Annotated in this window: 10 protein-coding genes; 1 reads left to right on the top strand and 9 read right to left on the bottom strand. The window is 39.1% G+C overall.

Annotated elements, in window-relative coordinates:
• Window positions 1-7: 7 nt before the first annotated feature.
• Complete coding sequence (locus tag FOC45_RS07315) at window positions 8-1,975, top strand: M3 family metallopeptidase (protein ID WP_009391816.1); 1,968 nt, start codon at window positions 8-10, stop codon at window positions 1,973-1,975.
• A gap of 68 nt (window positions 1,976-2,043) precedes the next feature.
• Here FOC45_RS07315 and FOC45_RS07310 read toward each other — a convergent pair whose 3' ends face one another.
• The 9 genes from FOC45_RS07310 to htpG all read right to left on the bottom strand — a co-directional run bounded on the left by FOC45_RS07310 (window position 2,044) and on the right by htpG (window position 15,775).
• Window positions 2,044-2,361, bottom strand: coding sequence for a DUF4298 domain-containing protein (locus FOC45_RS07310; protein ID WP_009391815.1), 318 nt, complete (start codon window positions 2,359-2,361; stop codon window positions 2,044-2,046).
• A 50-nt stretch (window positions 2,362-2,411) separates the two neighbouring features.
• Complete coding sequence (locus tag FOC45_RS12135; protein WP_009391813.1) at window positions 2,412-2,621, bottom strand: hypothetical protein; 210 nt, start codon at window positions 2,619-2,621, stop codon at window positions 2,412-2,414.
• A gap of 192 nt (window positions 2,622-2,813) precedes the next feature.
• Window positions 2,814-3,665, bottom strand: coding sequence for an NADAR family protein (locus FOC45_RS07300; RefSeq protein WP_009391807.1), 852 nt, complete (start codon window positions 3,663-3,665; stop codon window positions 2,814-2,816).
• A gap of 11 nt (window positions 3,666-3,676) precedes the next feature.
• On the bottom strand, window positions 3,677-4,444 hold the full coding sequence (locus tag FOC45_RS07295; RefSeq protein ID WP_034540014.1) for a Mur ligase: 768 nt from the start codon (window positions 4,442-4,444) through the stop codon (window positions 3,677-3,679).
• A 15-nt stretch (window positions 4,445-4,459) separates the two neighbouring features.
• Complete coding sequence (locus FOC45_RS07290; RefSeq protein ID WP_009391803.1) at window positions 4,460-6,181, bottom strand: alpha-amylase family glycosyl hydrolase; 1,722 nt, start codon at window positions 6,179-6,181, stop codon at window positions 4,460-4,462.
• A gap of 150 nt (window positions 6,182-6,331) precedes the next feature.
• Window positions 6,332-10,942 carry a T9SS type B sorting domain-containing protein gene (locus tag FOC45_RS07285; protein WP_034540012.1) on the bottom strand — a complete coding sequence of 1,537 codons (4,611 nt, stop codon included), beginning with the start codon at window positions 10,940-10,942 and terminating at the stop codon, window positions 6,332-6,334.
• A gap of 493 nt (window positions 10,943-11,435) precedes the next feature.
• Window positions 11,436-12,989 (bottom strand): sialidase family protein, encoded by a 1,554-nt coding sequence (locus FOC45_RS07280; protein WP_034540021.1) that lies wholly within the window; start codon window positions 12,987-12,989, stop codon window positions 11,436-11,438.
• A 45-nt stretch (window positions 12,990-13,034) separates the two neighbouring features.
• Window positions 13,035-13,610, bottom strand: coding sequence for an alkylphosphonate utilization protein (locus tag FOC45_RS07275; protein WP_009391797.1), 576 nt, complete (start codon window positions 13,608-13,610; stop codon window positions 13,035-13,037).
• Between the two features lie 290 nt (window positions 13,611-13,900).
• Window positions 13,901-15,775 (bottom strand): molecular chaperone HtpG, encoded by a 1,875-nt coding sequence (htpG, locus tag FOC45_RS07270; protein WP_009391796.1) that lies wholly within the window; start codon window positions 15,773-15,775, stop codon window positions 13,901-13,903.
• Window positions 15,776-16,288: the final 513 nt, after the last annotated feature.

Genomic DNA, 16,288 nt, shown 5'->3' with positions numbered 1-16,288 from the left:
AAAGAAAATGACAGAAAATATAGATAATAATCCACTACTTATAGAAAGCACCTTGCTATACGGAGCACCAGACTTCTCAAAGATAAAAGACGAGCATTATCGTCCTGCTCTTCTTAAAGGGATGGCTTTGCAAAATGAACGTATAGCGGCTATCACAAGTAATAAAGAAGCCCCTACTTTTGAAAATACCATCGTTGCTTTAGAAAAAAGTGGAGTGGAATTAGAACGTGCCTCAGCTGTATTCAACGCTCTAACAGAAGCACATACTAATGACACACTGAAAGTATTGCAAAAAGAGCTCTCTCCTAAGTTTGCAGAGCACGCTGATGGCATTCACTTAAACGAAAAGCTTTTTGCACGTATTAAAGCCTTATATGATAAACGTGAGAGCTTGCGATTAGATGCTGAATCGCTTAAATTGTTAGAAAATTACTATGAAGATTTTGTAGTAGCAGGGGCTAATCTATCCACTACTGATAAAGAAACCCTTAAAAAATACAACAGCGAGTTGGCTTCTTTAGAAACTGATTTCAACCAAACGCTTTTAGAAGGGTCATTAGCAGCAGCACAAACTATCAATGGTCAGAAAGTAGCGATTGTAAATACTACTCAGCAACCGCTTCTTAGCGAATTAGCAGACCGCAATCAGCGCAAACAACTATTTGAAGCTGCTTGGAATCGCACCGATGGAGGCGCTCATAATACTAACGACATTTTAAAACGCATTGCCTTACTTCGTGCTAAAAAAGCAGAGCTTTTAGGCTTTAAAAACTATGCAGAATGGAGTTTGCAACGCACTATGGCAAAAACACCTACTGCTATTGTCCAGTTTTTTAAAGATTTAGTGCCTGCTTCAGTAGGTAAAGCTAAAGCTGAAGCTAAAGAGATACAAGCACAAATTGCTAAGACAGGAGGTAATTTCAGCTTAGAACCTTATGATTGGAACTTCTATGCTGAGCAAGTGCGTAAAGCTAAATACGATCTTGATGAGAACGAAATAAAACCATACTTCGAGTTGAAGAATGCTCTTGAGAATGGAGTGTTTTATGCGGCTACTAAGCTTTATGGTATCACTTTTAAAGAACGTAAAGATATACCTGTATACCACCCCGATGTATTAGTATATGAGCTTTTTGAAGAAGATGGCACTCCATTAGGGCTTTTCTATGGTGATTTTTTTGCTCGCGAAAGCAAACGTGGTGGGGCTTGGATGAGCAATTTTGTAAATCAATCGAAGTTATTAGGTACTAAACCTGTTATTTATAATGTATGCAACTATGTGAAGCCTACTGATGGCAAACCTGCTTTGCTTACTTATGATGAGCTTACTACTCTTTTCCACGAGTTCGGACATGCTTTGCATGGTTTCTTTGCTAATCAGCAGTATGCAAGTCTTTCAGGAACAGCAGTAGCACGCGATTTTGTAGAGTTTCCTTCACAATTCAATGAACATTGGGCTTTATATCCTGATATTCTTAAGAATTATGCGATACACTATCAAACTAAACAACCTATTCCGCAAGCTCTTATTGATAAAATAAAGAAAGCGAGTACTTTCAATGAGGGGTATGCTTTTACTGAAGTATTAGCAGCCGCTAATTTAGACCTACAATGGCATACAATCCCTGCAGATACTATTATTAATAATGTAAATGATTTTGAGAAGACAGCTCTTGAGAAGACCGGTTTATGGGTGAAAGAAGTACCGCCAAGATACCGCTCTTCTTACTTTGCTCATATCTTTGGAGGTGGTTATGGTGCAGGCTATTACTCTTACCAGTGGACAGAAATGCTTTGTCACGATGCCTATCAATGGTTTGAAGAAAACGAAGGACTTACTCGTGCTAATGGACAACGTTTTAGAGAGTTAATTCTATCTAAAGGCAATACAATGGATTACGAAAAAATGTATCTCAATTTCAGAGGAAAAGCCCCTGCTATTGAACCCTTACTCAAAGCACGTGGACTAAAGTAATTCAAATATCATAAAAAACTGTCCTAAGAAGTTTAAGCAAAATTCTTCTTAGGACAGCTTTTCTATGTTTATTCTTGCCATTTCCTCGCATTGATGCCGTCTAATAGTGGTTGAAAACTATCAGCAAGGTCAAACTGAGTGCCTATAGCATCAAAAATAGCATCTTGGGTCAGAACCCATTGCGGTACCTCATCTGGTATTTTACCGTTATTACTGTCGAAATAATCTTCTCGCCATTGTGGACTGTCATAATATGCCTCTAAGGCCTCATATTCTGGCTGTATAGCGTTCCACTCTTCTAAAAGAGCTTCAGCATTAGTAAGAATGCCTTCTAATCGCAAGAGGATATCATTCATTTTACTGATATTTTCGTATCGTTTATTCATTTTTTTGTTTTTTGCTTATATATCACTTCTAACTTATTCTTTCTTAAAAATTAAATTTCAGGAAAAATAATCTCTTTAGGAATGAAAGTATAGTCTTCTTTATTGATAACTTGAACTTCTTTTAAGTAATTTTCTTTAGGAAACTTAAAACAATAAGGTTTGTCTCTCAAAAAATCCCATTGAACAATAGCTTCTGAATGTGTTACCTTAATTGTTGCCCATCCTCCATCGTCTGCAACACCACAAGCACAAGTAAACAATAGATATTCACCACTTTGTAAACTACTTTTGTATAATTCAGTGGGGACTATCAGTATATCTTCAAAATCAGGATAAGTAGCTATATATCCTCATCGTCAATGAAAAGCTGTAGATAACTACAATTTTCAAAACGAATACTATCGCGAATAAGGTATTCGTCTTCTTTTAGTGTAACTACATTGATTTTGAGTCTATTCATTTCTATTTTTCAGTAAATGTACATTCTGATATACCTTTCTTATCTCGTCTCTTACTTCCATTAGAGCAAAGCCCAACAGATTCTTGCCACGCCACGAGGCGATGTTATGTGCTTTCTCGTTGTCTTTCCCTAAGCCTATCCTCCAAATGGTATCCATCGGACTCGCTTCTACCAGTATTTTATCGCCTGTAGAAAGCAAAAAGTCCATCATTTTCTTATTCTGAGTGAATTTGTAATAATTCCCATTGAGCACAATACTATATTTGGCTTTATCCCACACCTCATCGTTAAAATTTCGCACTTTCCTACCTAAGATCCTCATCAGTTTAGGGTCGGACGTGTTCATTATTTCCTCCCTCACTTGTTCATCGTCAAACAAACGCGCTTTTTCAGCCATCATATACTGCTCAGCACAGTAATACTCATCACCATCTACAGAAAAAGGTGAGGGTTGCCATTGTGAAAAACAAGATTCATCAACTACCTCTGCATTGGGCTTCCAAAAGAAAACAAACTTGAGCTTCTTTGCCGAATGGATAAAGAGTGCTATGGAGTACTTATAAGCGCCTTTAGGTTGCCAAACCGGAATTCCTTCGTAGTAATAATCCTCTTCGTCATCTATATCTTGCTCATCTTCTTCCCATCTATTGTAATGCCAAAAACAAGGATACGGAAAAAGTGCTTGGTATTCTTCTTGTTGTGTCGGGGTAAGGGTCTCATACCAGTCCCAAAACTCCCATTTATAACCTTCGCCAGCGCCCATACGCCAGCCTATCGTAAATTCAGTATAAGCAGGGAACGCAATCCACTGTGGTGCTATAGGTGTAAAAGAAAGTTTTCCCATAAATGATTTTTTTATAAATGATAATCTGCCATTGCTTCATAAAAATCAGCCTCATCAATAGCCATATTTTGGCATACCCACTTAGCAGCTTCTATATTGCTTACAGATGTTGCGCTAAGTTCTCCTAAAGGAAGCTCTCCTTCTGAGGTAATCAGATAAGTCTCACCGTTGTGCGTCTCAAAAGCAGGGGTACGGTACTCCATCTTCCTAATAGGGTTTTCATTAGCTTCTACTATATTGCTCAGGGCAGTATCCTCCTCGTTGTAAATCAATATTCCCCCTTTAGTAATAGCACTGATAAAAGCATCATACGCAGCAGGATTGTCTGTAGGGGCTATGTCGGTAATAAGAGCTACAATAGGGCGCAAGGCAGCACTTTGGGCATCGGCTTCTATAAGCACAAACTCTGTATCTGCCAAATGCACTTGTCGTCCTGCTATAGGTTGTTGCAAACAGTAACTTAAAGGTTTATTGTAGAAAGCCATAGTATGTAGCACACGCGCTAAGACTTCTTGTCTACCTTGTCCGCCCGCTATCACTACACGAGTTTTATCTTTGAAATATTCATATAAAAATTCAGTAGGTGATAGAAGTCTCAGCCCTAACTGTTGTGCTTGTAGTAGGTCGGGGTGATGCTCTGAAAGGTGCGGGTCTACCACTACACAATCAGTACTGCCTGACATTTCTTCAGGAAGGATAGTGATATGATGTTTATTACTGAGTTCTTTCATCAGTGGACGCAAATGTGTACTAGGAGCTACTATAAAATGTATATTCATAATTTGCTAATTTGTCTATGAGTTAATTTTAAATACTAAGGATTCTAAAGGGGCTATGTCTACACGCATATGCCCTTTACCGTTTTCAATATATAAGGTAGTTTCTTTTTTGCTGTATAATGCCTCAGTTAGGGGGTATTTGCCATCATTCAAAAACCAACTACCTAAGAGACAAGAAGGTAATTGCAAGTCAAAACCATAACTTTCGTGCTCATTAAAATTGGTTACTATTATCCATTGTTCGTCTTCATTACCTCTTGCAAAGCTATATACCTTATCATTGTAATAGATAGTATTTTGGCGATTATATTGGTGCAAATCGATATAAGAACCTGCTATTTTTAAGGTGAGTAAGCGTTGATAGAAATCGCGTAAAGCTCGCTCGGCATCCGAAAGCTGACCGCCATCAAAACGCTTGTCATTTACCCAACGTTGATGAGCAGGTACGCCTATATAATCAAAGATAGAGGTACGCGACGGACTGCCAAAGCCTGCCCATTCAGCGGCTCTTTCTCCTACTTCTTGACCAAAATATAACATCACTGGCGACTCGCTTATAAGGGTTGAAACTGTCATCGCAGGTTTAGCCTTTTCAGCATAGCCAGCAAATTCAGGAGAAGCAATGCGTTGCTCATCGTGGTTTTCTAAGAAGTGCAACATACGGTCTGAAATGTCAGCAAGTTCACGCTGTATAGGGGCAATAGCGTCAGTGGTATGCCCATAGCTGACAATAGCCCGCAGTGTATCGTATAGTTGTACTTTGTCGTATAGATAATCCATTTTGCCCAAGTGCAAGTAAGGGCGGTATTCATTGGGGTTGTATACCTCAGCCAACAAGAAAGCCTCTGGATTCTGATGTTTGATAGCCGAATTGAGGTAACTCCAAAACTCTACAGGTACCATTTCAGCCATATCATAACGGAATCCATCTACACCTTTAGCAAGCCAATACAAAGCGATATCTTTAAATTTTTGCCAAGTATTAGGCACTATTTGGTCTTGCCAAAAATGGTAATGTACCTCGGTATCTTCATTCTCAAAACCTATAGGCAGCGTAGCAAAATCCTTAGTACCATCAGGACGTACCCCATAGTTAAGTTTTACAGTTTCGTACCAATCGTTGCGGTCTGGTTTAGAAGCCCGCGCTCCATTGCCTGTCCATTTAGCAGGGAACTCGTGATACTCACCATAAATACCTTCAGGTAATTGAAAAGCCTCATTGGGGTTATAGTAAAAATTGTTGTTTACAGCATATTGTATACTTGTATCATCATCTTCACCAAAACCGCGTATTCCTTTAGGCTTAGCAATGCTTTCATAGCGCCGCGCTACGTGGTTAGGCACTATATCCATTATTACTTTTAGTCCGCATTGGTGAGTACGTGCTATAAGAGCTTCCCATTCTTCTAAGCGGTGTGTAGGGTCATCAGCAAGGTCAGGATTTACCGAGTAATAATCCTTTATAGCGTAAGGTGAACCGGCACGTCCTTTTACCACTGCGGGAAAGTCGTTGCTGATGCCATAAGCTGTATAGTCAGTAGTAAGGGCGTGGTGCAATACTCCTGTAAACCAGATATGTGTTGCTCCTAACTTTTTTATCTCCAACAGGGCTTTTTCAGTGAAGTCTGAGAATTTTCCCACACCATTTTCTTCCTTGGTGCCCCACGGTTTATTGGTAGTGTTAGTATTGCCAAAGAGTCTTGTAAGCACCTGATAAACTACTATTTTGTTGTTCATTTTTGTTTCTTTTCTAAGACCTTGCAAAGGTATGAAACAATTGCTAATTAACAAAAAAACTTTGCCAAAGGTATAGCAAAATTAACCTTTGGCAAAGTAAATATCCAATTTAACTAAAAGTATTATTCGTCAATCTGTAGTATAACTACTCTAACGATAAAGAGAGAAATGCCCATATATTTTTCGTCCGTCGCGCAACTCATCGTTTAGGTCTATAGTATACCAATAGTCTCCCGAAGGCATTGGTTTACCAGCATAGATACCGTCCCACGATTCTCCAGGTTTCAAGGTAGCCATACGTCTGCCATTGCGGTCGAATACGTGAACGAAAGCGTTAGGAAAATCTTCCATTTTTTTAGGGCGCCAACGGTCATTATCTCCATCTCCATTAGGGGTGAAATAGTTAGGTATATCTATATCGATATAAGGTACTTCTACTACTAAAGTGCGTATACAGTCTTTAGCATCTTTAGCTTTCACTTCTATGGTTTTGATGCGTACCCCTCCAGCTTCTATACGTTCAGGGTCAGTGTTTTTGATAGTATACACGGGATTATTACCCTGATTTTCACCGTTGAAGTAGTAAGTGTAGCCTGATAAAGGGTCAGTTACACCGCCTTTAGCAATAACTTCTATTACATTCAAATCGTCGTTAGGTACGCGCTCTAAAGTGAATTGAGGGAAGCGTGTAAGACTAAAATTGACTATTGAAGCAGGACATATAGGGCGACCAACTCCCATAGGCTTATAGTTAACTGTAAGCGTTTGGGTAAGTGTTTCAGCATCAAAGTCATCAATAAAGGCGATATTGCCAGCTGTACGGGTAAATAAACGTTCTGTTCCGTTGTTTAGATTATAACTTATCTTATCATAATCCACTACGTTGTTGTTAAACTTAACCACTAAGGTATGTACATATCCTTTGTTTGAGGTTGGGTCACAGTTAATTTCGTTCTCTACTGATTGTACAGCTACATCAGGTTCTTCATCAATAGTAAAAGGAGCTAAATGAGCTAATAGGCAGCCCTTACTATCTTGTATAGCGATTTCGTAATGAATATTATAAGAGGAAGCTAAATTGCCAAAAGTAACGGTTTCTCCTGCCTTTACACCTATTTTTCTATCTACCACTGTCTTTTTCTCGTGGTTGATGAGATAAATACGATAAAAACCAGAGCCTCCTGCTATATTCGATAAGGTTACACTACCGTTTTGACTGTCATCGCAGGCTTGAGAGTGCGATTTATTTACCTTAATATCTACAGTGATAGGTTTAGGCGCTATAATAGTGGTTTCTGTTATGGTAGCGATACAGTTCTTACTGTCCTCTACTAATAATTGGTAACTACCACTACTAAGGTTTTCTATATATCCTTTGCCATTAGTAACAGTTATGAGAGTATGTTCAGATGTTTTTTCTGTCTTTTTCTCTAATTTGTATTTATACGGAGGTACACCTCCACTTACTTGCACTTCAAATATAAGTTTGCCATCATTAGCATCGCCGCAAGAGGGTGCTATGGCTTCAGCATTGAGTTTGCTAAGAACGATGGGAGTGTATTCTTCAATAGTAACTGATCCCATAGCCTCACAGTTAGCAGCATCTTGTACGTGTGCATAGTAATAACCTGATTTTAGGTCAGAAAAGTTGAGAGTGATAGCATTCGCTCCTACACCTACATTTGTTTCACTGTATACAGTTCCTGTGCGTTTGTGGGTGAGGGTGATAGTATAAGGAGAGACACCTCCACTCACTTGTACGATAGCGGCTCCTTTAGCATCCTCACAATTGGCTGAGGCTTGTACTGTAGTAGCAAGTTTGAGAGCAGCAGGTGGTTCTGGCATTATTACTTTTCCATAGAGCTTACAGCCTGTCTCTGCTACAGTCACTTCTATTTGGTAAGAACCTGCTGAAAGGCGAATCATAGCACTACCATTAGTTGAAGTACCTGTTACTACTGAGTTAGCGGTTATGCGATAATCAAAAGCACTCACTTTAGTAGCAGAAGCCTCTTTATTCTGTATGCTGAGGGTAAGCAATCCTTTGCCAGACGAACAAGTGGCTTTTACAGGTGTTCCTACCACTAACCTATAGTCTTCTGCCACTGACTTCACTTCATAATCTTCACCTATACTACATTGGGTTTGTTCATTCAATACCTCTATATAATACTTACCAACACCTAAGGCTTCAGTTCCATTAAGCTCCAAAGCAATATCATCGAGGCGTATCTCTCTTCTGTATTTTTTATCTTCACTTGTGATGATATATCTTAGCCATGTTCCTTTTACGTACTGAGGAGTTACAGCTACCTTTACAAGTACCTCTTCTTTGCGCTCACAAGTAGCTTTTTTTAGAGTCTCAAAGCTAATGTTTTTAAGTACAAAAGAAGGTTGAACAGTTACAGAAGTAGTCCCCTCATAACGACTACAGCCAGCAGCGTCTTGAACTTCTATGGTATAACTACCAGCAGTTACTCCTGTAAAAGTATAAACAGAAGAATTAAGCGTTTGGGTAAGTTCATTTTTAGTGTTTTGATGTACTAATCGTACCTTATAAGGAGCTTGTCCTCCTGATATATGCAAAGCTATCTCACCATTCTCTTGCGTACAATCCTTGCTGTATAGAGGGGTAGCGGTTACTTGTATAGCAGTAGGCGGTTCAGGCATTAGTACTTTATCATAAAGCTTACAGCCAGTTTCAGCTACAGTTACTTCTATTTGGTAGAATCCAGCAGGCAACTGAAGGGTTGTGCTATTATCAGTTGTAGTACCTGTTACTACAGTACTACCCGCTGTTAGACGATAGCTGAACCCACTTATTTTAGCTAAAGTACCTTCTTTAGGTATAACACTAAGGGTGAGTTGTCCTTTATCTGAAGCACAAGTGGCTTTTACAGGAGTTCCTACCACTAACCTATAGTCTTCTGCAACAGACTTCACTTCATAATCTTCACCTATTCTACATTTGGTTTGTTCATTCAATACCTCTATATGATACTTACCAACACCTAGGGCTTCAGTTCCATTAAGTTGTAAAGAGGTATCATCAAGGCGTATCTCTTTTCTGTATTTTTTATCTTCACTTGTGATGATATATTTTAGCCACGTTCCTTTTACGTATTCAGGAGTTACAGCTACTTTTACAAGTACCTCTTCTTTGCGCTCACAAGTAGCTTTTTTCAGAGTTTCGAAGCTAATGTTTTTAAGTACAAAAGAAGGTTGAACAGTTACAGAGGTAGTCCCCTCGTAACGACTACAGCCAGCAGCATCTTGAACTTCTATGGTATAATTACCAGCAGTTACTCCTGTAAAAGTATAAACAGAAGAATTAAGCGTTTGGGTAAGTTCATTTTTAGTGGTTTGATGTACTAATCGCACCTTATAAGGAGCTTGCCCTCCTGATATATGCAAAGCTATCTCACCATTCTCTTGCGTACAATTTTTGCTGTATAGAGGGGTAGCGGTTACTTGTATAACAGTAGGCGGTTCTGGCATTAGTACTTTATCATAAAGCTTACAACCAGTTTCAGCTACAGTTACTTCTATTTGGTAGAAGCCTGCAGGCAACTGAAGGGCTGTGTTATTATCAGTTGTAGTACCTGTTACTACAGTACTACCTGCTGTTAGACGATAGCTGAACCCACTTATTTTAGCTAGAGTACCTTCTTTAGGTATAACACTAAGGGAGAGTTGTCCTTTATCTGTAGCACAAGTAGCTTTTGCGGCTCTAACATTTAGCTGTATAGGGGTAGGGACTTTCACCTCAAAACCTCCATCGGCATAGCAACCTTTTTCATCGCGTATAGTTATTTTGTAGCTGTCAGGCAATACATTTAGTACGAAAGTGTTGCCTTCAGTAAACTGTATAGGTTGCTCGGCTTGCTCATTGAGTTTATAATAATGCTTGCCCTGTCCGCGTTGTGCAAGGGTGATATGCACAGGTATTTTACCATCAGTTTGCACTTGGCAGAGTTGTGCTACAATAGAGGTTATAGAGAGGATAGGGTAGCGACGAATGGTAACAGTATCCGATACCACACATCCTCTAACAGGATCCATAGCGTAAATACGCCATATGCCCTCATCTAAGCTGATAAAAGTATTACCATTTGTGGTTCCTTTTTGCCAGCAAGGTACTCCGTCATAAGTAGGAGCTCCATCTATATTGTCATCTGCATAATCAGGCTTGCGAATATCAAAAGAATCACCACAAGGTTTGTGTCCCTCTTCTATCTTTTCGTAGCCATAGATATAGCTACCTTTTTCGCCTCCTGATACACGCAAGAGCACGCTGCCCTTATCACTACTCTTATTATTGCAGCCTATGTCTTGTTTTTCTAAAAGACTCATCTGCAAAAGAGCTTGTAGGTGCAAAGAGTATTCTTTGGGCGATTTAGGACAAGAAGTACTTGTAGCCACAAAGGTATAATTACCTGATGGCAAGTTAGGCAGCTCAATACGCTGATTTACATTGCGTGTTTGGGTTGCCGTAAATGTACCGCTGGCTTTTGATGCTTTATTAGCATCTAATAGCTGCCAGCTTATCTGCTCATTTTCTTTTACGCCCCAAGCGTATACATTCAAAATTTGTGCAGAACAATTTCCTTTATCTGGGAATACTTCCATCATAAATTCCCGACAAGGATTTTCGCGATCAATAGTAATGTTGTTAGGATCGGGTTGATTTATGTTTTTTTGGGAATAACCTACGACCCCTGCTGTTAATAACAGCCACATAGTAACTAATCTTTTTTTCATAAAATATTATCTCTCTTTCACGTTAAATTAAAATTAAAAAAATCTTTTTTTAGCAAATATACGTAAAGTATTTTTACGTTTTATTTAATCTTTCATTATTTTGAAGGCTAAGTTACTGATAAATTTTAAATATGCAAGCGTTTTATCAAATTATTTTGTTAAAAAATTGAAGTTTATATAATGTTATTATCTTAACTGTCTGATTATCAGTTTTAAGATATTGTTAACATTTGTAATTAAAAATCATTATTTTTGAAGATGTTGTGTTAATCATCTGTTAATCCTATGTGTGTCGTCTCTAATTATACTTTCTTTAAGAGATATTTATGTGTTAAATTGCTTTTTGTTTATGTTTTTATGAATGAAGTATAATTGTAGCTATGAGTTAAAAATAAGTGTAAATAAATAATAGTATCAAGTAAAAAAAATTAAAAAGTACTGCTTTGGTTGTTTAAGCCAAAAGCAGTGCTTTTTAATAACATTATAATACTACTTACTTCATAAACTCTTTTATAGCAATTTTTTGGAAATACAAATCGCCGTCTCCCTCGTAAATAATACCAAGAGTTTTATTATCTACTACTGTTAAGCAAGAATACCCCATATTATCTTTCTCATATAGCAATATTTGTGGGTGTTTATCCCAAGTATTGCCCTCATCATCACTTACTTTCACCGTTAGGTTAATGCGTTTTTTAGCATCAGCCGGATTAGAGAAGAATAAGTATTGCTTACCTTTCTTATTTTTATATGATATGATACTTGCCATACAGTTAGGCTCTACCAAAGCAGTACGCGAAGTAGAGTGTTCTACCCACGTTTTCCCCATATCAGTAGTAACGGCCACTGATCTACCATTATAAGCATCAGAAAGTTCGTAGTTAGAGCGGTTGCGGTCATCACGCATATTTAGCATTAGCGAGCCATCGCTTAGCTGTACTACTTGTGCTTCTGTAGTGTGCGATTTCGCCCCTGTGCCTACCTGCCAAGTAGCACCGTGGTCTTTGCTGTAGATAATGGTAGAGTGTGGCACTTGGTCTTTATCTTTAAATTGCCCTGCAAATACTAGGGTACCGTCTGCCATACTAATACCTTTACCAGGCCCTTCAAAGAACAGATGCCACTCTGGGTTTTTCATCTGTGCAGTTACATTTAGGGGCTGACTCCACGTCTTGCCATCATCATTGCTTTTTACTACTACTATTTGTCCTGTTTCATCAGGAGTCAATCCGGGTTTAGAACCCCACCAAGTCATCACCTTAGGGTCTAATCCGTGTTGCCATAAGCCCATTACCCAAATGGTATTGGTTTGTTCATCTACTAATACAGCCGCATCGCCTACCCCATTTAAGCGGTTAGGCTTTCCGCCCCATTCGCCCATATCGATTACTTCTTTCATTGGCTCCCAAGTCTGTCCGCCATCAGTACTTCTGCTCATTCCTACGTTGATGTCTTCTTGCAGGTCTTTGCAGTTGTTATAACGATTGTCGTAGATAGCAATCAGTGTTCCTTTATTCGTAGTAGCAAGTCCTGGTATGCGGTAGCACGCAATACCGTCTTGCTGGCGATGGCGTAGAGTGATAGCAAAGCGTTGTCCTTCATTGCTTTTGTTGCATAGTACGTATTTCTTAGCAGAGGTTTTCACCTTTATGCCTGTCAGCAAAAGTTTGTTTAGCAAGTCTGGTGAAGCCGTCGTACGAGCAGTCACCCAAAAGTATACGGTGTCTTTTGCTGCTTTGTAGTTGCCTGAAAGCTTAACTTTTTTGCGTATCTTAGTAGTTTGTGCTAATAGTGTAGCCGCTTCACGCTTATCTCTAGTACTCACATATACCGATAGATTAGCAAGGTCTATCATTCGGTGTTTAGTTTTGAAAGCGAGTACTACATCTTCTACCTGTACACCCTTCTCAATAGGAAGAGCAAAAGAGGTAAGTGTGTTTTCCTTTTCAGTAACAATGGGCATTTGCGGTTGAGCAAAAGGAAGTGTTTTCTGCGCAAAACCTATACTCATACACAGCAAAGCTGCCATTGTAAATAATCGTTTCATATATAATTTCATTTGTTAATATTTATCTTATTAAATAGTTAAATATTAGCTCATTCGCTTCACATACTGCGTAAGGATTACAATCTGTTGTCCCTCTACTTTACCCTCTATATATTGGGCGTTTTCAGGGTCGAGAGTAATTTTGCGCACTACGGTACCTTGCTTAGCAGTCATACTCGTACCTTTTACTTTTAGGTCTTTGATGAGTACTACGTTATCGCCGTTGCTTAATACAGTACCATTGCTATCTTTGTGTATTACCTTTTCACTTTCGTCAAGGTGGTCGTCAGAATCTTTGGCAAAAGCGAGTTCCTCATCGTCTAAGTACATCATATTCAGCAAATCGAGCGACCAGCCTTCATCTTTTAACCGATTTAGCAATCGCCATGCCATTACCTTTACGGGGCGGTGTTCGCTCCACATACTATCATTTAGGCAACGCCAGTGATTGCTATCCATAGTGCTTGGGTTTTCTATTTGGCTTAGGCAGGTATCGCATACCAGCAGACTATTGTCTGTGCTTTCGTTTCTAGCAGACGGTATGGTATATACTCCTAAGTTTTCAGTAGCTCCACAGAGCTCACAACAGTTACCACTACGGGCTTTCAAGATTTCTATCATTTTTCAATTTTTCGATTTGCTAATCAATTTTTTTGGGGCGCAAAAGTACAGTATTTTTTCTAATTACACAAGAAAAAGAGACTGTTCTAAAAGTTTTTTTGTATGCTGACCGTTACATTCCCTCTTTTGAAAGTAGTCAGCAAACTAGTATAGCTGAGTATGTATGTAAAATTAAGGTGTTAATAATCAGCAAGTTATAAAAAGATTATTTGTATTAACAAGCTTTTTTAAGGTGAAATAAAACTTTTTAGAACAGTCTCTTTAAATTGATAAATCGTCAAATTGTCAAATTAGCAAATTTCCCAGTTTCTCTTTACAAACTCTGATAGTTCTTTACCTTTTAAGAGTCCTTGTGAGAGGCGTGCCAAATCGAAGGCTTGCTTAATAAGTTTTTCTTTAGCAGCTTCATCAGCGGCAAGTATAGCATCGGCTAGCGGAGAGTTGGCGTTTACCACCACGTGGTACATCTCTGGGAAAGCCCCAAACATACCGCCACCGCCAGTAGCACTCATCTCCTTCATACGGCGCATAAACTCTGGCTGATTGATAACAAACGGTGTGTCATCACTGTCTAAATCTTCTACTTGCACCATATATCCTTCTTTTGGGAGTACCTTTTCTATATCTGCTTTTAGCGTGTTTTTCTCCTCTTCACTGTGCTTAGCAAGGATAGGCTCGTCTTTCTGTATCAATTTAGAGAGCGGAGCGGCATCTACACGTGCAAAAGTGAGTTTTTCGTTCTTTTCTTCTAACTTCTGAATAAGATGCGATACTATCGGACTGTCTAATAGCACTACTTGGTAACCTTTAGCTTTTGCTTCTTCTATAGCGGTGTATTGTTGCTCTTTGTTTTGAGCGTATAGCACTACTAATGTATCATTCTTGTCAGTTTGATTTGCTTTGATAGCTTCTTTTAGCTCGCTAAGAGTGTAATACTGCCCATCAGTAGTAGGGTAAAGTACGAAGTCACCTGCTTTTTCATAGAATTTTTCATCGGTAAGCATACCATATTCTAATACAATCTTGATGTCATTCCACTTGTTTTGGAAGTCCTCTCTATTGTTGGTAAAGAGCGATTTGAGCTTGTCGGCTACCTTACGAGTAATGTATGACGAAATTTTCTTTACATTACCGTCAGCTTGTAGATAAGAACGCGATACGTTTAGCGGAATATCAGGCGAGTCAATCACCCCTTTAAGCATAGTGAGGAACTCAGGCACGATACCCTCTACATTGTCCGTTACGAATACCTGATTTTGGTATAGCTGTATGCGGTCTTTCTGCAATTGCATATCGTTAGATAGCTTAGGGAAATAGAGTATACCCGTTAAGTGGAACGGATAATCTACATTTAGATGTATGTGGAATAGCGGTTCTTCAAACTGGGTAGGGTACAATTCGTGATAGAATTGCTTATAATCCTCATCGCTTAGGTCTGCGGGCTGTTTTGTCCACGCAGGGGTAGGGTTATTGATGATGTTATCCTCAGTGCGATATTCTGTTTTATAGTCGTCAGGAGCGTTTTCAGGGCGGGGTAGGGGTACTTGTTTAGTGCCGAACTTAATAGGTACAGGCATAAACTTGTTGTACTTACGCAATAGCTGTTCTATGCGATACTCTTCTAAAAACTCAAGCGATTCATCGTTAAGGTGCAGTATAATCTCCGTACCACGCTCGCTGCGTAGGTCTGTTTCCTCTAAAGTAAACTCCGGACTGCCATCGCATACCCAGCGTACAGCAGGAGCGTCAGTGTATGATTTCGTAATGATTTCCACCTCATTAGCAACCATAAAAGCCGAATAGAAACCGAGCCCAAAATGACCTATCACGCCGCTGTCTTTAGCGGTGTCTTTATATTTAGCCAAGAACTCTTCAGCCCCCGAAAAAGCTATCTGGTTGATGTATTTCTCTACCTCTTCAGCCGTCATACCGATACCTTGGTCGCTGATGTGTAAGGTTTTATTATCTTTATCAACTTTTACTTCTATGATAGGGTTGCCGTATTCTACCTTAGCCTCGCCTATACTGGTCAGGTGTTTTAGTTTAAGGGTAGCATCGGTAGCGTTAGAGATGAGCTCTCGTAAAAAGATTTCGTGGTCGCTATACAAGAATTTCTTGATAAGCGGAAAGATGTTTTCTACAGAAACGTTAATATTTCCTTTCATATATTCAATCAATTTTAGTTTTTTGGATATTTCTATAGCTAAAAGAGTACCAAACTAAAAACAACTGACAAAATGACAGTTTTTTCTCCTATGCTCAACTTTCCACAATAACCTATATCTCCCCCATTTTTTCCAGTCCTCCCAATCCTCCCAGCCTTCACAATCCTCCCAGCCTTCACAATCCTCCCAGCCTTCACAATCCTCCCAGCCCTCCCAGAGAAAATTTCTTTTATCTTTTCCCTTTAGGTTAGATATACCTACCCTTTAGGAAGAGCGAAGGAAAGTCGGCGAGCTGGCGCAGCCGAGTATGTGACGAACAATCATCAGAGTATAACCGTCTAATTATTATCTTAAAACCAGAAAAATATACTACTTCAGGCGGATTTTCCTTTCCTTCGGGGAAAAGTATGCGATAGCAAAGTACGAGAGGATTTTTAGCTGATGTGTAGTTTGAAATAGATTAAAGGATGAAAGAAAAATATATTGAAAAAAAACTTAAAAAAATTTTAATAT

It is taken from the genome of Capnocytophaga sp. FDAARGOS_737 (assembly GCF_009730375.1).
Lineage (GTDB): Bacteria > Bacteroidota > Bacteroidia > Flavobacteriales > Flavobacteriaceae > Capnocytophaga > Capnocytophaga leadbetteri.
Note: the sequence above shows the minus strand (reverse complement) of the source record. Positions and strands in the feature narration are given on the sequence as shown.

What these genes read in the sequence shown, in the direction of transcription:
- FOC45_RS07315 (WP_009391816.1), top strand. Translation starts at nt 8, where the DNA reads ATGACAGAAAATATAGATAATAATCCACTACTTATAGAAAGCACCTTG.
- FOC45_RS07310 (WP_009391815.1), bottom strand. Translation starts at nt 2,361, where the DNA reads ATGAATAAACGATACGAAAATATCAGTAAAATGAATGATATCCTCTTG.
- FOC45_RS07300 (WP_009391807.1), bottom strand. Translation starts at nt 3,665, where the DNA reads ATGGGAAAACTTTCTTTTACACCTATAGCACCACAGTGGATTGCGTTC.
- FOC45_RS07295 (WP_034540014.1), bottom strand. Translation starts at nt 4,444, where the DNA reads ATGAATATACATTTTATAGTAGCTCCTAGTACACATTTGCGTCCACTG.
- FOC45_RS07290 (WP_009391803.1), bottom strand. Translation starts at nt 6,181, where the DNA reads ATGAACAACAAAATAGTAGTTTATCAGGTGCTTACAAGACTCTTTGGC.
- FOC45_RS07285 (WP_034540012.1), bottom strand. Translation starts at nt 10,942, where the DNA reads ATGAAAAAAAGATTAGTTACTATGTGGCTGTTATTAACAGCAGGGGTC.
- FOC45_RS07280 (WP_034540021.1), bottom strand. Translation starts at nt 12,989, where the DNA reads ATGAAACGATTATTTACAATGGCAGCTTTGCTGTGTATGAGTATAGGT.
- FOC45_RS07275 (WP_009391797.1), bottom strand. Translation starts at nt 13,610, where the DNA reads ATGATAGAAATCTTGAAAGCCCGTAGTGGTAACTGTTGTGAGCTCTGT.
- htpG (WP_009391796.1), bottom strand. Translation starts at nt 15,775, where the DNA reads ATGAAAGGAAATATTAACGTTTCTGTAGAAAACATCTTTCCGCTTATC.